The organism is Micromonospora sp. WMMA1949 (genome assembly GCF_027460145.1).
Taxonomy (GTDB): domain Bacteria; phylum Actinomycetota; class Actinomycetes; order Mycobacteriales; family Micromonosporaceae; genus Micromonospora.
In genome coordinates this window covers 5,305,149-5,324,063 of sequence record NZ_JAPZBG010000001.1, presented here as the reverse complement: position 1 = coordinate 5,324,063, position 18,915 = coordinate 5,305,149, and the positions used below count along the sequence as shown (strand labels likewise).

The window sequence follows — 18,915 nt, the reverse complement described above, 5'->3', positions numbered from 1 at the left end:
GACCAGGGAGACCGATGTCCGCACCACCCTCCACCCCCTCCGGCGACGTCGCCGCGTACCCGGCCCGCTTCGCGCTGGTCAAGCGCCGCCACGTCGACCTGATGCGGGTGTGCAGCGACGCCTGTCGCCTCGCGCGCTGAGCGAACGCCACCTCCTTTTCCCCGATCCACCCTTCTCCGGCCCGGCCGTCTGCCCGGCGGGCCGGCGTCGACGCGCACCTCCGCGCGTCCATCCACTCTGGAGAGACATCGTGCGTTTCCGTACCGTCCTGACCCGTGCCGCCGCCGTCGGCGCGGCCGCCCTGCTCGCCGTCACCGCGCTCACCGCCTGCGGCAGCGACGAGACCGACGCGGCCGACAATCCGTACGGCCTGCTCCAGCCTGGCGTGATCCGCGCCGGCACGCTCACCGACGCCCCGCCGAACGTGTTCCTCAAGGACGGCAAGTTCACCGGCTTCGACAACGAGCTGCTGCGTGCCGTGGCCGGCAAGATCGGCCTGAAGGTGGAGTTCGTCGGCACCGACTTCTCCGGCCTGCTCGCCCAGGTCAACAGCGGCAAGTTCGACGTGGGCAGCTCCTCGATCACGATCACCGAGGCGCGGAAGAAGACTGTGGACTTCGGCAACGGCTACGACTTCGGCTACTTCGGCCTGGACGTGCCGGCCGGCTCCTCGATCACCGGTTTCGACCAGCTCGCCGGCAAGCGGGTGGTGGTCGTCCAGGGCACCGTGCAGGACGACTACGCCACCAAGCAGAACCTCGACCCGGTGCGGGTGCCGGACTACAACAGCGCGATCAACCAGCTCAAGGCCGGCACGGCCGACGCCTGGATCGCCCCGGCCGAGATCGGCGACAAGTCCGCCGCCGACAGCAACGGCAAGATCAAGGTCGCGGCGAAGCAGCTCAGCCCCACCCCGACCGCGTACGCGGTGGCGAAGGGCGACGACAAGCTGCGCGAGGCGCTGAACAAGGGCCTGGACGAGGTGATCGCCGACGGCACGTGGAGCCGTCTGCAGGCCGAGTACTACCCGGGGCGGCCGATCCCGGCCGACTTCAAGCCGGGCAGCGGCTCGGTGGCCGTGCCGTCGCCGTCGGCGGCTTCCTGAACCGGTAACCGAGCACGAGCGGGGCGGACGGAGCGGACATGGATCCACTGAGCACGCTGTGGGAGACGTTCTTCGACTGGGACTCGATGCGCGAGGCGCTGCCCGAGATGCTCACCGTCGGGCTGCCCAACACGCTCACCCTGGCGGTCTCCGCCGCCCTGCTCGGCTCGGTGCTGGGCATGCTGCTGGCCGTCGCCGGCATCTCGCGTACCCGATGGTTGCGGTGGCCGGCGCGGGTCTACACCGACGTGTTCCGTGGCCTGCCGGCCGCGGCGACCATCCTCCTGATCGGCGTGGGCCTGGCACCGCTCGGCATGCAGGTGTGGGGCCCGAACCCGTACCCGCTGGGCGTGCTGGCGCTGTCGCTGATCGCCGCCGCCTACCTCGGTGAGATCTTCCGGGCCGGCATCCTGAGTGTGGAGGCCGCCCAGCTGGAGGGTGCGCGGGCGCTCGGCTTCTCCTGGGGTGAGGCGATGCGCCTGGTGATCATCCCGCAGGGCGTACGCCGGGTGCTGCCCGCCTGGGTCAACCAGCTCATCGCGCTGATCAAGGACTCCAGCCTGGTCTACTTCCTCGGCCTGCTGGCCAGCCAGCGGGAGCTGTTCCGGATCGGGCAGGACTACGCGGCCAACACCGGTAACCAGTCCGCGCTGCTGCTGGCCGGGTTGTTCTACCTGTTGCTGACCGTGCCGCTGACCCACGCGGTGAACTGGCTGGACCGGCGCCTGCGGCAGGGCCGCCCGGCCGCGCCGCCCGAGCCGGAGCCGGATGCCGAGCCGATCGACCTCACGCCGTCCGGAAAGGACCCGCGATGACCACCACCACGACCTCGGTCAGCCTGGCCGTCCGCGACGTGCACCTGGCCTTCGGCGCGCACCGGGTACTGCGCGGCGCGGACCTGGACGTGGCCCGGGGCCGGGCGGCCTGCGTCATCGGCCCGTCCGGCTCCGGCAAGTCGACGCTGCTGCGCACCATCAACCGGCTGATCGAGCCGGACCGGGGCGACGTGCTGCTGGACGGGCGCAGCGTGCTGCGCGACGACCCGGACGCACTGCGTCAGCGCATCGGCATGGTGTTCCAGCAGTTCAACCTGTTCCCGCACCTGAGCGTGCTGCGCAACATCACGCTGGCGCTGCGCAAGCTCAAGAAGCTCGGCGAGGACGAGGCGGTGGCGCTGGCCCGCGCCCAGCTCGACCTGGTGGGCCTGGCCGGCAAGGCGGACGCGCGGCCGGCGCAGCTCTCCGGCGGCCAGCAGCAGCGCGTCGCCATCGCGCGGGCGCTCGCGCTGCGCCCGCAGGTGATGCTGTTCGACGAGGCGACCAGCGCGCTGGACCCGGAGCTGGTCAAGGGGGTGCTCGCGGTGATGGCGGACCTGGCCGCCGCCGGGATGACGATGGTCGTGGTCACCCACGAGATGGGGTTCGCGCGCAGCGTCGCCGACACGGTGGCGTTCATGGACGCGGGCGTGGTGCTGGAGGCCGGGCCACCGGAGGCGGTGTTCGAGGCACCCGAGCATCCTCGGTTGCGGCGCTTCCTGTCCCAGGTGCTCTGACAGACCTGCGGCCTCAGCCCTTCACCGCACCGATCAGCACGCCCTTGACGAAGTGCCGCTGGATGAACGGGTAGACAGCGACGATCGGCGCGACGGTCAGCACCACCACCGCCATCTTGACCGCCTCGGTCGGCGGCATGGTCACCCCGCTGCTGCCGCCGGAGGTGTGCGGGGCCTGCCCGGCCAGCAGGTAGCTCTGCAGCACCCGCTGGATCGGGTACATGTCGTTGCGGTCGATGAACAGCAGCGCGTCGAACCAGACGTTCCAGTAGCTGACCGCGTAGAACAGGCCGACCACCGCGATGACCGCGCGGGACAGCGGCAGCACGATGCGCGCGAGCGTCCGGAAGTCGCTCGCGCCGTCGATGCGGGCGCTGTCCAGCAGTTCCGACGGGATGCCCTGGAAGAACCCGCGCACCACGACCAGGTTGAACACGCTGATCGCCGGCGGCAGGACCAGCGCCCAGATGGTGTCCTTCAGCCCCAGCCCGGTGACCACCAGGTAGCGCGGCACGAGCGGCGGGTAGACCAGGAACGGGATCAGGAAGTACGCCAGCAGCCAGCGGTGTCCCAGCGAGCCGGGGCGGGACAGCCCGTACGCGGCGAGCACGGTGACCGTCAGCGCGATGGCGGTGCCGAAGACGGTGACCAGCGTGCTGATCCACAGCGCCCGGGTGACAGCGCCACCGGCGAAGATCGTCTCGTACGCGGAGGTGTCGATGCCCCGGGGCACGACCACCAGCCCGCCGGCCCGGGCGATGGTCTCCCGGGAGGAGAGGCTGGTCACCAGGATCACCCAGAGCGGGAAGAGCACACCCGCCACCAGCACGGTGAGCAGGACGGCCTTGAGTCCCTGCCCGACCGGGGTGGGCGGTTCCTGCCACACCGGCCGGCGGGATCGGTCGCCGGCGGCCCGGCGGATGAGCGTGGTCATGACTTCGAGTAGATCCCTCGTTCGCCGAGCATGTGCGCCACCCGGTTGGCGGCCAGGATGAGGACCAGCCCGATGACGGCCTTGAACAGTCCGGCCGCCGCGCCGTAGCCGTAGTTCCCGGTGGCGATGGAGAAGTGGTAGACGAAGGTGTCGAGCACCTCGGCGGCCTGCCGGCCGACGGCGTCGCGTTGCAGCAGGAACTGCTCGAAGCCGACCGACAGCGCGTCGCCCAGGCGCAGGATGAGCAGCAGCACGATCACCGGGCGCAGGCCGGGCAGCGTGATGTGCCACAGTCGCCGCCATCGGCCGGCGCCGTCGGCGGCGGCGGCCTCGTAGAGGTTCTGGTCGATGGTGGACAGCGCGGCGAGGAAGACGATGGTGCCCCAGCCGACGTCCTTCCACACCGCCTCGACGGTGACCAGCACGATGAACGTGTCCGGGTTGGTCATCACGTTCCACGGCTGCATCCCGGCCTCGCGCATGCTCTGGGCGAGCAGCCCGGCGCCGCCGAGCATCGCGACGAAGAACGTGACCACCAGCACCCAGCTGAAGAAGTGCGGCAGGTAGACGATCGTCTGGATCAGTCCGCGCAGCCGGCTGGACAGCAGGTTGTGCAGCGCGATGGCCAGCAGGATCGGCAGCGGGAAGAAGAACACGAGCTGGAACGCGGTGATCGCCAGCGTGTTGCGGAACGCGTCCCAGAACGCCGGGTCGGAGAACAGCAGCTGGAACTGCCCGAAGCCGATCCAGTCGCTGTGCAGGAACGCCTGCCAGGGGTTGTCGCCGAGGTAGGGGTTGTAGTCCTGGAACGCGATCACGTTGCCGGCGATCGGCAGGTAGCTGAAGATCAGCAGGATTCCGAAGCCGGGCGCCACCATGGCGAGCAGTTGCCAGTCCCGGCACAGCCGGGTGCGCAGCGGCACCCGGCGGCGGGACGGGCGACGGCGGGGCGGGCGGCCCGGTGGGGCCGGCGCGTCCGGCCGGGCCTGTTCGGGCCCGGCCAGGACGGCCGGCTCGCTCATCGGCCCGCCTTGGGCAGCGCGTCGGCGAGCAGCTTCCGGGCCTCCTCGCCGCCGGCGGCCTTCCACTCCTTGACGATGGCGTCCACGTCGCTCAGCGGTCGGCGGCCGCGCAGCACGTCGGTGAACTTGTCCTCGGTGGGCACCTGGTTGGCCTTGTAGGCGGCGGGCATCTCCAGCTTCACCCCGGCCCACGGGTTGGGCTCCATGTGCTTGACCATCTCGTTGGAGTACGCGAGCACGTCCGGCACGAAGCGCGGGGTGTCGGGGAACGGCCCGATGGTGGGGTTGCGGCCGCTGATGAAGAAGTACTGGTTGGCGATCTCCTTGAACGCCAGGTCGGTCTTGACCGGCCCGTTCGGCGACGGGGTGTGGTGCTTGCCCGCGACGCCGAAGTCCCGCAGCTGCGCCTCCTGGCTGCCCAGCGGCGCGGAGCACCAGTTGATGATCCGCAGCAGCTCCTGGACCCGGTCCTTGCCGAGGCCCTTCTTGACGAACGTGTAGGAGATCGGCTCGTCGTCGCCCCAGACCAGCGGGTCGCCGCCGGTGGCGGAGAAGACCGGCACCGGCTGGATGTTCAGCTTGGGGTTGGTCTTCTGGTGCTCGGCCTGGGCGCCCTGCCAGAAACCGACGCCGTCCTGGAGGAACACGATCGCGCCGTTCTTGGCGAACAGCTGCTTGGCGTCCGCGCCCTTGCTGGCCACGATGTCCGGGTGGACCAGGCCGTCCGCGTAGATCTTGGCCATGACCTCAAGCGCGCGGCGGAACTCCGGGGTCTCGTACTTGAACTCGGGCGTGCCGTCGGACGTGACCCGCCATCCGCCCTTGTGGCCCGGCACCTTGTGGAACATCTGGATCATGGCGAACACGTCGTTGAACGCCCACACCTTGCGCGCCGGGTCGGTGACCTGCTTGGCCGCGGCGAGCAGGTCGTCCAGGTTCGCCGGCACGCCCAGGCCGCGGGCGTCGAGCACGTCCTTGCGGGTGAACAGCGCCCACGGGAACGGCCCGTCCGTGGGGTTGGGCACGGACATGATCCGCTCGTTCCACACCGCCCGCCGCCAGGCCCCGGTGGGGAAGCTCGCCAGCATCGGGTACGCGGCTGCGGCGTCGCCCTTCAGGTGGTCGGTCAGGTCCTCGAAGAGCACCTTGATCGCCTCGGCGAAGCGCGGGATCTTCTCCACCTCCCACCCCGGTACGCACAGCAGGTCCGGTACGTCCCGCGCGCCGAGCATCGCGTTGAGCTTGTCGGCGTAGGTGTTGCCGTCCTGGATGGTGAAGTTGACGGGCGTGCCCAGCTCGGCGTTCACGGCCTGGAGGTAGGCGCTCTGCGCGGCGCCGGGCGGCGCCGGGCCCCAGGCGGGGGTCATGGCGGTGACCTGCTTACCACTGGTGCCGGGCTTGTCGGTGACGGCGTCGATCAGATTCGCCGGGTAGCGGGTGTAGCCGTCGGGCACCGGGCGCGTACCCGTGATGTCGGGCGTGATGCCGCCGGGCAGGTCCTTGCGGGTGGGCAGCAGGCCGGAGACGGCGTCGAGGTTCTGGGCGGCGCCGGAGCCGGCCGGTTTTTCCGAGCAGCCGGCGAGCAGCGGGCCGGTGGTGGTGGCGGCCACGCCGAGGCCGACCAGCCCGAGGAAGCGGCGGCGGGAGGAGCCCGGGTCGGGGTGGTGCGCGGTCATCGGTCCCCCTTCGGGAAGGGAAGCGCAGTGGATTAGTTCGTATGGATGGTCAACAAACTAATCACGAGCGTGAGCTTGCACAAGAGCGGACCGGGCGGGACGGGTCAGGCCGGGCAGCGGTCGGACAGCGCGTAGCGGGTGAGGACCACGTCGCCGATCTGGCGTACCTCGACCACCCGGGCCCGACGGCCCGGGTGCCACGGGAAGCGGCCGTCCCCGACGAAGCGCGGCGCCCGCCCGTCCCCCACGAAGAACGGCGCGACCACCAGGTGCAACTCGTCGGCCAGGCCGGCCGTGAGGAACTGGCGGTGCATCGAGCCGCCGCCCTCCACCATCAGGCGCGTCACCCCGCGCCCGGCCAGGTCGGCCACCACCGCCTCCGGGGTGGCCGGATCCCCCGCGTCGACCACAGTCGACACGGCGCCGACCTGCTCACGGGCCTTGTCCACCACCCCGCTCGGGCAGTACACCAGCTTGAGCCCGTCACCCATGGTGAAGAACCGGGCCTCCGGATCGAGGTCGCCGCTGCCGGTGACAGTCACCTTCACCGGCGACGGGGGCAGGCCGCGCGCCACCCGCTCGGCGCGGCGGCGCTCGCTGCGCACCAGCAGGCGGGGGTCGTCGCGGCGCACAGTGGCCGCGCCCACCATGATCGCGTCGCACCCGGCCCGGATCGCGTCCACCCGGTCCAGGTCGTCGTCGTTCGACAGCAGCAGCCGATCGGTGGTCGCGTCGTCGATGTAGCCGTCGATCGACATCGCGCAGCTGAGCAGCACGTACGGACGGGTGGTCACGGCACGAACGGCAGGTCGAGGGCGTGGTCGGCGCGGGTCACCTTGGCCGCCAGGTAGCCGGCGTTCGCCGGCGACAGGTGCACGCCGGTGGACACCCGGTCGGCCACCGTCACGCCCAGCCGTTCGAGCTGGGCCGCCTTGTCCGGGTTGTTGCTGAGCAGGGCCACCTCGTCCACGCCCAGCGCGCCGAGCATCTGCGCGGCCACCGTGTAGTCGCGCTCGTCCGCGCCGCGCCCGAGCGCCAGGTTCGCCTCGTACGTGTCGAGGCCGCCGTCCTGCAGGGCGTACGCGTCGAGCTTGGCGTACAGGCCGATGCCACGCCCCTCCTGCCGCAGGTAGAGCAGGTAGCCACCCGACTCGGCGATCCGCTCGACCGCCTCGCGCAACTGCGGTCCGCAGTCGCAGCGCTGACTGCCGAACACGTCCCCGGTGAGGCACTCGGAGTGCGGGCGGACCAGCGGCGGGTCGGCGTCGGCGTGCTCACCGAGCCCGAACGCCAGGTGCTCGCGACCGTCGACGAGACCGTGGAAGGTGTGCACGCGGGCCGTGGTCACGTACCCGTCGGGGAACCGCAGCGGAACCGTCACGCGGGTCCGGACCGTCGCGGTGGGCAGGGTTTCGTCCATGGTTCTCCTGTCGTCCGGTCGCCGGGCGGACCCGGCGACGCACACCTCGCTCCCCCACCGTAGGCGGGATCACCGACAGTTGCCGGGCTCGCGCCGGGGCAGCCGCCGTGCGAGCAGCACCGCGGCGCCGGGCAGGCTGGCCACCAGCACCAGCGCGCCGTACACAGTGCCGGTCGCCACACCCTGCGCGGCGGTCAGCCCGGCCGAGGCGAAGGCCCACGCGGCCACCCCCTCGCGCGGCCCGAACCCGCCCACGTTCAGCGGCACCGCCATGGCCAGCAGCGCGAGCAGCGTCAGCGGCAGCAGGTGCGACAACGGGGCGTCCGCGCCGGCCGTGCGGGCGGCCACCACGAACGTGGCCAGGTGACCGGCGAACACCACTGTCGAGGCGATCACCACACCGGCCCAGGTCCGGCGGCCCAGCACCCCGGAGCGCACGTCGGTCAGCGCGGTGCGGGCCGCCCGGGCGAACCGGGACGCCCCGGAGCGGGGCACCGCGCGGGCGGCCAGCACCAGCGCCAGCGCGATCACGGCGAGCCCGGCCGCCAGCGCCGGCAGGTACCGGCGCACCGGCGACGGGAACGCGGCCAGCAGCGCCACCGCGATGACCACCTGCACCACCTGCCCGGCGGTGCGCTCCCACACCACCGCCCGGACGCCGCGGGCGACGTCCCCGGCGTCGCGGCCGTGCCGTACCGCCCGGTGCACGTCGCCGAGCACGCCGCCGGGGAGCGTCGAGTTGAGGAAGACCGCCCGGTAGCAGTGCGCCACCGCGGCGCGCATCGGCAGCCGTACGCCCAGACCGCCGGCGACGAGCGACCAGCGCCAGGCGCAGCAGACGGTGGTGATGACGCCGATGCCGAGCGCGGCGGCCAGCGCCGGCGCGTCGATCAGCCGCAGCCCGGCCAGGAACGGGCCGGTGCCCACCGAGGCGACGAGCACGGCGAGCACCGCGAGCCCGAGCAGCGGTCGTACCCAGGCACGGCCCGTCCAGGCGCGGCCCACCCGGGTCCGGCGCGGCGGCGCGGGCGTGACTGCGGGTACGGGTCCGGCTACGGCGACGTGTGACAAACGGTCCTCCCTGGCTCTCACCGGTTGTCACGTGCCGGCAGCCGGTACGGTTCAGCCGGCGAGCAGGTCGGCGTGGTGCAGCACCACGCCGAGCCGGCCGGCGGCGGCCTCGGCGAGCCGCCACTTCTGATACGTCCCGGCGGGCCCGGACAGATGCGGTCGTTCCTCGACGGCGGCGTCGACCCAGCCGGTGAGCCACTCGGCGGCCAGCTCGGCCTGCTCGGGCCCGAGCCGCCAGGGGGTGGATCGCACCAGCGTCTCGACGCCGTGGCGGCGGAACGCGGCCACCGCGACGTCCACCGCGTCCGGTCCGAGCAGCCTCCGGCCGTCGACGGTGCGGCGCTGGTGGGCGTTGAACGCGGCGGTCAGCTCGGCGTCCAGCGGGTCCGGCGGGGTGAACTCGGTCCGCCCGGTCACGGTGAGCGCGAACAGCGTCGGGTGGCAGGCGCAGGCCGCCACCATCCGCTCCACCTCGTCGGCGGTGAGCATGTCCAGCAGCGCGGACGCGGTGACCAGGTGGGCGTCGGCCAGGTCGGCGGGGGTCAGCCGGGTGACGTCGGAGCCGCGGGTGGTCACCGTGACCTCGGCGCCGTCGGCGGCGGTGAGCCGTCCGGCCCGGGCCAGCGCCAGCAGGTCCGCGTCGCGTTCGTGCAGCACCCAGTGCTGCGGGCCGGGCAGCCGGGGGGCCAGCCAGCGGGCCATCGAGCCGGTGCCGCTGCCCAGGTCGTGCACGACGATCGGCCGCCCGGTGGGCAGCCGGTCGCGGACCGCGTCGGCCAGCTCGGCGCTGCGGGCCGCCGCGTCGGCGGGTTCGCGCAGTCGCAGCCAGTCCGCGAAGCCGGGCGGGAGTGAGGTGGTCATGCCGCTGTCGCCTCCTTCAGCGCCGTCGCCAGCCGGTCCACTGTGACCGGCCAGCCGGTGAGGGTGTGCCGCCGCTGCCGGGCGGCGCGGCGCAGCCGGTCCCGCAGGCCCGGGTCGGTGAGCCAGCGGCGCAGCGCCGCGGCGGTCGCGCCCGGGTCGCCCGGCGGCACCAGCAGGCCGGGCCGGTCGCCGCCGGGGGCGTGCCCGAGCGTGTCCGGCAGGCCGCCGGTGTCGCTCGCCAGCACCGGTACGCCCCGGGCCAGCGCCTCGGTGACCACCATCCCGTACGTCTCCCGCCGGGAGGGCGCAACCAGCAGATCGGCGGCGGCGTACGTGGCGGCCAGGTCGGCACCGGTACGTGGCCCGGTCAGCCGGACCCGGCCGGCCAGACCGGTCGCGGCGAGCCGTCCCCGCAGCCGGTCGGCGAACGCCCGATCCCGGTCCGGCGGTCCCACCCAGTCGCACGTCCAGTCCAGGTCCGCCACCTCGGCGAGCGCGGCGACGAGCACGTCGTGGCCCTTGACCGCGGTGACGGCGGCGACGCAGAGCAGCCGTCCCCCGCCGGGCGTGCCGGAGGCGACGGGCGCCGGGTCGACGCCGGGCGGGGCGACAGTCACCCGTTGCGGGCGCAGCCGGTAGCGGTCGAGCAGCCGGTCCCGGGTCCACTCGCTCGTGGCGACCACGGCGGCGGCCGCCGCCAGCGCCCGCGCCTCCGTCTCGCCCTCGATCGGCAGGTGCACCAGGATCACCAGGCGCAGCCGCGCCGCGTGCGGGGCGAGCACGTCCGGGACGGTCGAGGCGACCAGGCCGTCGAGCAGCACCGGCACGCCGTCGGGCAGCCCGCCGAGCAGTCCGGCCAGGTCGGCGCGTTCCCGTGCCCCCGGGTGCGGCCAGCCGCCCGGCACCTGGTGCTCGCGTACCGTCCAGCCACGCGCGGCCAGCCCCCGGCACACCTGGCGGTCGTAGGCGTTGCCGCCGCTGGGGTTCGCCGGGTCGTCGATGTCGCCCGGCAGCACCACGTGGACGACTGTCATCCGGTCAGAGCGACCGCTCGTAGCTCGCCCAGGCGATGTGCGACTCGTGCAGCGTGACGGTGATCCCGGCCAGGCCCCGCGCGCCCTCCCCCAGCCGGCCGGCCGCCACCGCGTCGGCGAGCCGGTCGGCGATCGTCCGCGCCAGCACCTCGGTGGTGGTGTTCACCCCGGCGAAGGCCGGCTCGTCGTCCAGGTTGCGGTAGTTCAGCTCGGCGAGCACGGTCTTGAGCTGCTCGGTGGCCAGCCCGATGTCGACCACGATGCCGTCGTCGTCCAGCTCGGCGCGGCGGAACGTGGCGTCGACGACGAACGTCGCCCCGTGCAGCCGCTGCGCCGGACCGAACACCTCGCCGCGGAAACTGTGGGCGACCATCATGTGGTCCCGGACGGTCACGCTGAACACGTTCACTCCTCGCCGTAGGTGATGAGATGACACAGCGCCGGCAGCTCGCCCGAGGCGAGCCGGTCCAGCACGTCGGGCAGGTCGTCGAAACGGGACCGGCCGGTGAGCAGCGCTTCGAACGCCGGGTCGGCCAGCAGGTCCAGGGCCAGCGCGAGCCGGTCGGCGTAACTGCGGTCGGCCCGCCGGGGCGACACGGTGCCGACCTGGCTGCTGCGGATGCCCAGCCGTCGGGAGTGGAACGCGCCGCCCAGCGCCAGCGTGACCGGCCGGTCGCCGTACCAGCTCAGCTCCAGCACGGTGCCCTCCGGGCGCAGCAGCTCCAGGCCGCGTTGCAGTCCGTCGGAGGTGGCGCTGGCGTGCACCACCAGGTCACGCTCGCCGCTCGCGTCGGCGGGCACGGCGAAGTCGGCGCCGAGCGCGGCGGCCACCTCGGCCCGGGCCGGGTCGGCGTCGACCAGTTCCACGCGTACGCCGGGGAAGCGGGCCAGCAGCGCGGTGACCGCGCAGCCGACCATCCCGCCGCCGATCACCGTGACCCGGTCGCCGACCAGCGGCGCGGCGTCCCAGAGCGCGTTGACCGCGGTCTCCACGGTGCCGGCCAGCACCGCGCGCTGCGCCGGCACGGCGTCCGGCACGACGGTCACGGCGTCGGCCGGGACCACGTACGCGCTCTGGTGCGGGTACAGGCAGAAGACGGTACGACCGAGCAGCCGCTCGTCGCCGGCCTCGACGGTGCCGACGCTGAGGTAGCCGTACTTGACCGGCGCCGGGAAGTCGCCTTCCTGGAACGGCGCGCGCATCGCGTCGTGCTGGTCGGCCGGGACGCGACCGGTGAACACCAGCGTCTCGGTGCCGCGGCTGACGCCGGAGAAACGGGTGCGGACCAGCACCTCACCCGGGCCGGGTGGGGAGAGGCGGACCGGCCGGATCTCGCCCTCGCCGGGGGCGCGGAGCCAGAACGCGTGGGCGTCGACCGTCACGAACTCTCCTCTTCCCCGCATTCCGACCGAGTTGTCGATCATAAACACGGAAGCGGGGCGTCCACGGTTCGAACCGCCCGCGACCCGATGCTCAGGCGGCGCGCCGGCGCTGCTCCGTACGCCAGGTCTCGGGCTCGGCCCGGTCGGCGTGCCGGTCCCCGGCCAGTTCCATGGCCCGGTGGGCGGCGGTCAGCGCGTCACACGGCGCGACCCGACCGTCACACAGCAGGCTCTCGCACCGGCCGGACTCGTCGGGCCGGTGGGCGACGGCAACGTCGTACGCGGCCCGCCAGAGCAACGGGTCGGTGACTCCCCGTGGCAGGTCGGCGTCCAGACTGGACCTGTTGCGGATCGTGTCGGGCACCGTGTCCCCCTTTGCGTCGTCGCTACCGTCCCAGTGACCGGTTGAGCGCAGATCAAACCTCTCACCTGCGCACATGCCCTGACCAGCGGTGTTTGTCACGCCGGATACGCGCGCGTCTCGGCTCCCTTGACCGCCGCCCACACCGGGCGGCCGGGGATCAGTCCGAGATGGGCCGCGGCGGCGGGCGTGACGTCGGCGGCGACCTCGACCGGCCCGGCCAGTAGCACGCGCAGGTTGTCGCCGTGGCGTTGCACTCCGCTCACGGTGGCCGCCCACACGTTGCGCGGGCTGCCCTCCGGCCGGGACGGGTGCAGCGCGACAGCCGAAGGCGGGTACGCGACGAACGCCTCACCCTCAACCGCGTCGGCGGTGGTGAGCGTCAGCTCACCAACTGTGACGGCATGGCCGTCGGCGTGGCCGCGGTGCAGGTTGAGGCCGACCAGCCGGGCCACGTAGTCGGTGCGCGGCCGGGCCGTGACGGCTGTGGCGTCGCCCTCCTGCACGACCCGGCCGTGCTCCACGATGACCAGTCGGTCGGCGAGCACCAGGGCGTCGAGGGGGTCGTGGGTGACCAGCAGCGTCGCACCGGGATGCGCGCCGAGGTGGCGCTGGAGTTCGGCGCGGGTGTCCAGGCGGGTCCGCGCGTCGAGCGCGGCGAGCGGCTCGTCGAGCAGCAGCAGCGCCGGGTCGACGGCGAGCGCGCGGGCCAGCGCGACCCGTTGCGCCTGCCCGCCGGAGAGCTGCCGCGGCCGCCGGCGGGCCTGGTCGCCGAGGCCGACCCGGTCCAGCCACTCCTGGGCCCGGGCGCGCGCGGCACGCTTGTCGGCGCCCCGGCGGCGTGGCCCGAACGCCACGTTGTCCAGCGCGCTCAGGTGCGGGAACAGCAGGTAGTCCTGGAACACCACGCCGACCGGCCGCCGTTCCGGTGGCGTCCACACCCGGCGGTCCGGGCGGTCCAGGTCGGCGCCGTCGAGCGTGAGGTGCCCGCCGTCCAGCGGGTGCAGCCCGGCGAGCACCCGCAGCGCCGTGGTCTTGCCGGCGCCGTTCGGGCCGAGCAGCGCCACCACCTCACCGGCGGCGATACGCAGCCGCACGTCGAGGGTGAAGCCGTCCCGCTCGGCGACGAGGTGCGCGTCCAGCAGCGCTGTCATGCGCTGCCGACCCATTTGTCGCGCAGCGCGGCGAGGATGACCACGGAGACGGTGAGCAGGATCAGGCTCAGCACGATCGCGGCCTGCAGGTCGGTCTCCAGCGCCAGGTAGACCGCCAGCGGCATGGTCTGGGTGCGGCCGGGATAGTTGCCGGCGAACGTGATGGTGGCGCCGAACTCGCCGAGGGCCCGGGCCCAGCAGAGCACCGCACCGGCCGCCACGCCCGGGGCGACCAGCGGCAGCGTGACCCGGGTGAAGGTGGTGAAGCGTCCGGCGCCGAGCGTGGCGGCGGCCTCCTCGTACCGGGGGTCGGCACCGCGTAACGCGCCCTCGACGGCGATGACCAGGAACGGCATCGCCACGAACGCCTCGGCCAGCACCACCCCGGCGGTGGTGAACGGCAGCGTCACGCCGAACGTCTCGTCCAGCCACGACCCGATCAGCCCGCGCCGGCCGAAGACCAGCAGCAGCGCCACGCCGCCGACCACCGGCGGCAGCACCAGCGGCACCGTGACCAGCGCCCGGACCAGCCGCCGGCCGGGGAACTCGACGCGGGCCAGCAGCCAGGCCAGGGGTACGCCGAGCGCCACGCAGAGCAGCGTGGCGACGGTGGCGGTCTCGAGTGACAGCCGCAGCGCGGTGAGCACACCCGGTTCGGTCAGCCGCCGGGGCAGCGTGGTCCAGGGCGCCCGGAGCAGCAGACCGGCGAGCGGCAGGACGAGGAAGGTCAGGCCCAGCCCGGCGGGCACGAGCAGGGCGATCGGCACCCGCTGCCGGCGTACGCCGCGGCTCATGCGCCGGGCGGCGCCTGGAACCCGGCGGCGGTGAGCACGGCGAGCCCGGCGTCGGAGCGGACGAAGTCGACGAAGGCGCGGGCGCCGGCCGGGTTGCCGGCGGCGCGCAGCACCACGATCGGGTAGTCGTTCACCGCGCGCGCCGACTCGGGAAACTCGACCGCGTCGAGCCCGGGTACGGCGCGGACGTCGGTGCGGTAGACCAGCGCGGCGTCGACCTCGCCGAGGCGCAGCTTGGCCAGCGCGCCCTTGACGTCCCGTTCGAGCGTGGCGGGGGTGAGCCGGACACCGGCGGCGTCGAGCGCGGTGCGCGCGGCGGCGCCGCAGGGCACCTGCTCCGCGCAGAGCGCCACCTTGACGCCGGGTCGGGCGAGGTCGGCCAGGCCGCCGACCCGGGCCGGGTTGCCGGGGGGTACGGCGACGACGAGCTGGTTGCGCACCAGCACGGCCGGTTCGCCGGCGGCGTCACCGGCGTCGGTGACCGTCTTCATGGTGGCCGGGGAGGCGGCCGCGAACACGTCGGCGGGCGCGCCCTGGGTGATCTGGGTGGCGAGCCCGGAGCTGCCGCCGAAGTTGAACGTGACGGTGCGGCCCGGGTGCGCGGCCTCGTAGTCCTTGCCGAGTTTGGTGAACGACTCGGTGAGCGAGGCGGCGGCGAACACGGTCACCGGGCCGGCGCCGTCGGACCCGGCCGGCTCGTCGGTACCGCCGCAGCCGGTCAGGCCGAGCGTCGTCACCAGCGCGGCGGCGAGCGCGGCGCGGATCCACCGTACGGTCACGGACTGGTCCTTCCCCTGGGGGTGGTGGCCCGCTCGACCACGACGGTGGTCGACTTGATCACCGCGACGGCGACGGAGCCGACCTGGAGGTCGAGGTCGTCGACGGCCTCGCGGCTCATCAGCGACACCACCCGGAACGGCCCGGCCTGGATGTCCACCTGGGCCATCACGGTGTCCTTGACGACGGCGGTGACGATGCCGCGCAGCCGGTTACGGGCCGAGGACAGCTCGGGGTGGCCGGGGGCGCGGACGAACGCGGCGATGTCGGCGCCGTCGAGCACCCGGTGGCCGTGCTCGTCGCGGGTGGCCGGCAGCTTGCCGGCGTCGATCCAGCGGCGGACCGTGTCCGCGCTGACCCCGAGCAGCTCGGCCGCCTCGCCGATCCGGAACACCGTCACGCGCCCACCCTAGCGGCCCGCAGGTGCGGGCCGGAAGGGGCATGTTCGCTCGCAGCCGCAAGCCTTCCTGCCGTTCGGGAGCCGGAGCTGCGACTCAGTCGGCCGGCGCGATCCGGACCCGGCGCAGCAGTTGGGCGTTGAGCGCCACGACGATGGTGGAGGCGGACATCAGCACCGCGCCCAGGGCCGGGCTGAGCGCGATCCCGGCCCAGGCCAGCACACCGGCGGCGAGCGGGATCGCGACCACGTTGTAGCCGGCCGCCCAGGCGAGGTTCTGCCGCATCTTCCGGTACGTGGCGCGGGACAGCCGGATCACGCCGCCGACGCCGCGCGGGTCGGAGCCGGCGAGCACCACCCCGGCGGACTCGATCGCCACATCGGTGCCGGCACCGATGGCCAGCCCGACGTCGGCGCGCGCAAGCGCCGGTGCGTCGTTCACGCCGTCGCCCACCATCGCCACGGTCAGTCCCCGGTCGCGCAGCTCGGCCACCGCCTTGTCCTTGTCGGCCGGGAGCACCTCGGCGAAGACCTCGTCGACGCCGGGCCGGAACCCGAGGTCGGCGGCGACCGCCTCGGCCACCGGACGCGCGTCGCCGGTGATCATCACGATCTTGCGTACGCCGAGGTCGCGCAGCTCGACCACGGCGGCCCGCGCCTCCGGGCGGACCTGGTCCTCCAGCCCGAACGCGGCAACCACCTCCGGCGCTCCGCCCTCGGGCAGCCGGACCAGGTGCAGGACCGCGGCACCGCGACCCGACCACTCCTGCGCGGCCCGGGCCAGGTCGCCCGGCACCGGGGCGCCGAGTTCGCGCAGCAGCGCAGGCCCGCCGACCGCCCAGTCGACGCCGTCCACCGTGGCGCGCACGCCCCGGCCGGTGAGCGCACGAAAGCCGCGCGCGGCCGGGCGGGCGCCACGGGCGTCGGCGGCGGTCACGAGCGCCCGGGCCAGCGGGTGCTCGCTGTCCGCCTCGACCGCGCCGGCCAGCGCCAGGGCGGCCGCCTCGTCGAGCCCGCCTGTCGCGGCCACGCCGGTGACCGTGTGCCGGCCGGTGGTGAGCGTGCCGGTCTTGTCGAACAGGACGGTGTCGACGGTGCGCATCCGCTCCAGCGCGAGCCGGTCCTTGACCAGGATGCCGGCGCGGGCCGACAGCGCGGTGGACAGCGCCACCACCAGCGGGATCGCCAGGCCGAGCGCGTGCGGGCAGGCGATCACCAGCACGGTCACGGTGCGTACCACCGCCTGGTCGCTGTCGCCGAGCAGCGCCCACACCGCGAACGTCGCCAGGCCGGCGAACGCCGCCAGGTAGAACAGCAGCGCGGCGAACCGGTCGGCGAGCACCTGCGCGCGCCCGCCGGAGGCCTGCGCCTGCGCGACGAGCCGCCCGATACCGGCCAGCGCGGTGTCCGCGCCGACGGCCTCGACGCGTACCCGGAGGGTGGAGTCGGTGGCGACGGTGCCGGCGACCACCCGGTCACCGGCGGCACGCGCCACCGGCCGCGACTCGCCGGTGATCATCGACTCGTCCAGCTCGGCGGCGCCCTCGACGATCCGCCCATCGGCCGGCACCCGCCCGCCGGGGCGCACCAGCACCAGGTCGTCCACCCGCAGCTCGCCGACGGGCACCGGATGCGGCTGCCCGGCGTCGTCCAGGCGCTCGGCGTCGTCGGGCAGCAGCGCCGCGAGGGCGCCGAGCGCACCACGCGCCTGCCCGACCGCCCGCATCTCCTGCCAGTGGCCGAGCAGCATGATGGTGACCAGCGCGGCGAGCTCCCACCAGAAGTCCAGGTCGAACAGGCCGAGGCTGGTGGCGGCCGAGGCGAGGTACGCGACCACGATCGCCATCGAGATCAGCAGCATCATCCCGGGGGCACGCTCGCGCAGCTCACGCAGCCCGCCGGTAAGGAACGGCCAGCCGCCGTACGCGAACACGACGGTGCCCAGCACCGGGCCGACCCAGCGCACGCCCGGGAACTCGAGGGAGTAGCCGAACCAGTCCATCACCATGTGGCTGGTGGCGACGATCGGCACTGTGAGCGCGAGGCTCAGCCAGAACCGGCGGCGGAACTGCTCCGGGTCGTGCCCCGCGTGCGCGCCGTGCCCGCCGCCGTGGTCGCCGTGGTGGGCGGTGTCGTGACCGGATCCGTGCTCCATGCCGCCCACCATACCCCCTGGGGGTACTGTCCGGCGCATCCCGCGCCGGCCGACATGTCGGCCGGCGTTCAGCGCTGCGGGCGGGCGCCCACGCTCGGCCGGTCGGCGGGGGTCCGGCCCTGCCAGGGCCACCGGCCGTCCAGTTCCACCTCGAGGGAGAAGCTGAGGAACGTGCGGACCAGCACGATCAGCGCCAGCACGCCGACGCTGGTGAACGTGGGCGACACCGCGACCGTACGGATGATGTCGCCACCGACCAGGAACTCCAGGCCGAGCAGGATGGCCCGGCCGACCCCCTGCCGGTACGCCCGGTAGTGCGCGACCACCTGCCGGGTCCGGGCGCAGCGCACCGCGAACACCGCCGTGGCGACTGCGACGCCGACCGCGATGACGAGCACCCCGGCCAGGTCCAGCAGCGCCCCGACGTGCTGGACGATCTCCTTCGTCGACACCGGGCACCCCCGCACCAGCCTGGCGTACGGCCGGTGGCGGGGGGCGGCGTTTCCGCGCTCCCGGTGCACGGGAGCGTGGATCGGGTCAGTCCTGGGCCTGCCAGCGGTAGAAGACGGTGGCGACGGAGTCCTGCGGGCCCTGCCACTTCTCCGGCCGGTACGGCTCGATGTACGGGCCCAGGTCCTGCATCACCTTGCCGAAGGCCGGCTTGTCGCCGTGCCGGTCGCGGGTGGCCTCGGCCACCGACGACTCCTGTTCGAGCAGGTGCACGTAGACGTCGTCGATCGAGTAGAGCCAGCGCCCGGTGACGCCGAGGTCGGCCGGGAGCGACCCGGCGTCGGACTCGCCGAAGACCCGTGCGACGTCCGGCTCGGCGCCCGGCTTGATCCGCCCGACGATCACGGTGAGCGTGGTGTCGGCGGGCGGCTCGCCCTCGGGCGCCCAGTGGTAGAACTCCTTCGCCACCGAGTCCGACGGGTTCTTCCAGTAGCGCGGGTACGGGGTGACGTACGGCCCGATCTCCTCGGCGATCTTCTGGAAGGCGGGCAGGCCACGGGTCTGCCCGGAGATCCGCGGGTCCTGCTCCCGCTCGATCACGTGGATGTAGAGGTCGTGGTGCGACAGCAGGTACCGGCCGATGACGCCCAGGTCCTGCGGGCGGGTGGCCTGGTCGTAGTGGCCGAACACGCCGCCGACGATCTGCTCGCTGCCGGGGACCATGTGACAGACGATCACGTTGCGGAAGACCATGACTGCTCCTTGATGA

At 73.7% G+C, this 18,915-nt stretch carries 22 protein-coding genes; 4 read left to right on the top strand and 18 right to left on the bottom strand.

The genetic code is table 11. From position 1 onward, the window contains the following. The first annotated feature begins 14 nt into the window (after positions 1 to 14). The 4 genes from O7607_RS24805 (at position 15) to O7607_RS24790 (ending at position 2,657) form a co-directional block, all read left to right on the top strand. The gene (locus O7607_RS24805) at positions 15 to 140 is read left to right on the top strand and encodes a hypothetical protein (RefSeq protein ID WP_013286752.1); all 126 of its coding nucleotides are present in this window, start codon (positions 15 to 17) and stop codon (positions 138 to 140) included. A gap of 110 nt (positions 141 to 250) precedes the next feature. Further along, positions 251 to 1,105, top strand: a complete 855-nt coding sequence (locus tag O7607_RS24800) for an ABC transporter substrate-binding protein (RefSeq protein ID WP_269705606.1) — start codon at positions 251 to 253, stop codon at positions 1,103 to 1,105. 38 nt (positions 1,106 to 1,143) lie between these two features. Next, the gene (locus O7607_RS24795) at positions 1,144 to 1,920 is read left to right on the top strand and encodes an amino acid ABC transporter permease (protein ID WP_269705604.1); all 777 of its coding nucleotides are present in this window, start codon (positions 1,144 to 1,146) and stop codon (positions 1,918 to 1,920) included. Further along, positions 1,917 to 2,657: an amino acid ABC transporter ATP-binding protein gene (locus O7607_RS24790; protein WP_091417412.1), complete on the top strand. Its 741-nt coding sequence runs from the start codon at positions 1,917 to 1,919 to the stop codon at positions 2,655 to 2,657. Before O7607_RS24795 ends, O7607_RS24790 begins: the two co-directional genes overlap by 4 nt. A gap of 13 nt (positions 2,658 to 2,670) precedes the next feature. On the opposite strand, the gene O7607_RS24785 is transcribed toward O7607_RS24790, so the two are convergent. The 18 genes from O7607_RS24785 to O7607_RS24700 all read right to left on the bottom strand — a co-directional run bounded on the left by O7607_RS24785 (position 2,671) and on the right by O7607_RS24700 (position 18,899). Then, positions 2,671 to 3,591, bottom strand: coding sequence for a carbohydrate ABC transporter permease (locus O7607_RS24785; protein ID WP_262011844.1), 921 nt, complete (start codon positions 3,589 to 3,591; stop codon positions 2,671 to 2,673). Next, positions 3,588 to 4,613, bottom strand: coding sequence for an ABC transporter permease (locus O7607_RS24780; RefSeq protein ID WP_269705603.1), 1,026 nt, complete (start codon positions 4,611 to 4,613; stop codon positions 3,588 to 3,590). The genes O7607_RS24785 and O7607_RS24780 overlap by 4 nt, the downstream gene beginning before the upstream one ends. Then, positions 4,610 to 6,289, bottom strand: coding sequence for an extracellular solute-binding protein (locus O7607_RS24775; protein ID WP_269705602.1), 1,680 nt, complete (start codon positions 6,287 to 6,289; stop codon positions 4,610 to 4,612). The genes O7607_RS24780 and O7607_RS24775 overlap by 4 nt, the downstream gene beginning before the upstream one ends. A gap of 104 nt (positions 6,290 to 6,393) precedes the next feature. Next, positions 6,394 to 7,083 (bottom strand): RibD family protein, encoded by a 690-nt coding sequence (locus O7607_RS24770; RefSeq protein ID WP_269705601.1) that lies wholly within the window; start codon positions 7,081 to 7,083, stop codon positions 6,394 to 6,396. After that, positions 7,080 to 7,709 carry a GTP cyclohydrolase II gene (locus O7607_RS24765; protein WP_269705600.1) on the bottom strand — a complete coding sequence of 210 codons (630 nt, stop codon included), beginning with the start codon at positions 7,707 to 7,709 and terminating at the stop codon, positions 7,080 to 7,082. The genes O7607_RS24770 and O7607_RS24765 overlap by 4 nt, the downstream gene beginning before the upstream one ends. A 69-nt stretch (positions 7,710 to 7,778) precedes the next feature. Further along, positions 7,779 to 8,714: a lysylphosphatidylglycerol synthase transmembrane domain-containing protein gene (locus O7607_RS24760; RefSeq protein WP_269707075.1), complete on the bottom strand. Its 936-nt coding sequence runs from the start codon at positions 8,712 to 8,714 to the stop codon at positions 7,779 to 7,781. A gap of 117 nt (positions 8,715 to 8,831) precedes the next feature. Then, positions 8,832 to 9,641, bottom strand: a complete 810-nt coding sequence (locus O7607_RS24755; RefSeq protein WP_269705599.1) for a class I SAM-dependent methyltransferase — start codon at positions 9,639 to 9,641, stop codon at positions 8,832 to 8,834. Next, positions 9,638 to 10,675 carry a glycosyltransferase family 4 protein gene (locus O7607_RS24750; RefSeq protein WP_269705598.1) on the bottom strand — a complete coding sequence of 346 codons (1,038 nt, stop codon included), beginning with the start codon at positions 10,673 to 10,675 and terminating at the stop codon, positions 9,638 to 9,640. Before O7607_RS24750 ends, O7607_RS24755 begins: the two co-directional genes overlap by 4 nt. Positions 10,676 to 10,679: 4 nt before the next feature. Continuing rightward, positions 10,680 to 11,078, bottom strand: a complete 399-nt coding sequence (locus O7607_RS24745) for a 6-pyruvoyl trahydropterin synthase family protein (protein WP_269705597.1) — start codon at positions 11,076 to 11,078, stop codon at positions 10,680 to 10,682. Between the two features lie 2 nt (positions 11,079 to 11,080). After that, on the bottom strand, positions 11,081 to 12,100 hold the full coding sequence (locus O7607_RS24740) for a zinc-dependent alcohol dehydrogenase (RefSeq protein ID WP_442929541.1): 1,020 nt from the start codon (positions 12,098 to 12,100) through the stop codon (positions 11,081 to 11,083). A gap of 49 nt (positions 12,101 to 12,149) precedes the next feature. Then, the gene (locus O7607_RS24735; protein WP_269705595.1) at positions 12,150 to 12,422 is read right to left on the bottom strand and encodes a hypothetical protein; all 273 of its coding nucleotides are present in this window, start codon (positions 12,420 to 12,422) and stop codon (positions 12,150 to 12,152) included. 95 nt (positions 12,423 to 12,517) lie between these two features. Then, complete coding sequence (locus O7607_RS24730) at positions 12,518 to 13,588, bottom strand: ABC transporter ATP-binding protein (protein WP_269705594.1); 1,071 nt, start codon at positions 13,586 to 13,588, stop codon at positions 12,518 to 12,520. Next, entirely contained in the window at positions 13,570 to 14,367 is a 798-nt protein-coding gene (locus O7607_RS24725; RefSeq protein WP_269705593.1) for an ABC transporter permease, read from the bottom strand. The genes O7607_RS24730 and O7607_RS24725 overlap by 19 nt, the downstream gene beginning before the upstream one ends. Further along, complete coding sequence (gene modA / locus O7607_RS24720; protein ID WP_269705592.1) at positions 14,364 to 15,146, bottom strand: molybdate ABC transporter substrate-binding protein; 783 nt, start codon at positions 15,144 to 15,146, stop codon at positions 14,364 to 14,366. Before modA ends, O7607_RS24725 begins: the two co-directional genes overlap by 4 nt. Continuing rightward, a complete protein-coding gene (locus tag O7607_RS24715) occupies positions 15,143 to 15,544 on the bottom strand; it encodes a TOBE domain-containing protein (protein WP_269705591.1) in 402 nt (133 codons plus the stop codon). Before O7607_RS24715 ends, modA begins: the two co-directional genes overlap by 4 nt. Before the next feature lie 94 nt (positions 15,545 to 15,638). Beyond that, entirely contained in the window at positions 15,639 to 17,696 is a 2,058-nt protein-coding gene (locus O7607_RS24710) for a heavy metal translocating P-type ATPase (RefSeq protein ID WP_269705590.1), read from the bottom strand. A 68-nt stretch (positions 17,697 to 17,764) separates the two neighbouring features. Further along, positions 17,765 to 18,148 (bottom strand): DUF1622 domain-containing protein, encoded by a 384-nt coding sequence (locus O7607_RS24705; RefSeq protein WP_128138377.1) that lies wholly within the window; start codon positions 18,146 to 18,148, stop codon positions 17,765 to 17,767. 85 nt (positions 18,149 to 18,233) lie between these two features. Then, positions 18,234 to 18,899 (bottom strand): TcmI family type II polyketide cyclase, encoded by a 666-nt coding sequence (locus O7607_RS24700; RefSeq protein WP_269705589.1) that lies wholly within the window; start codon positions 18,897 to 18,899, stop codon positions 18,234 to 18,236. Positions 18,900 to 18,915 lie beyond the last annotated feature (16 nt).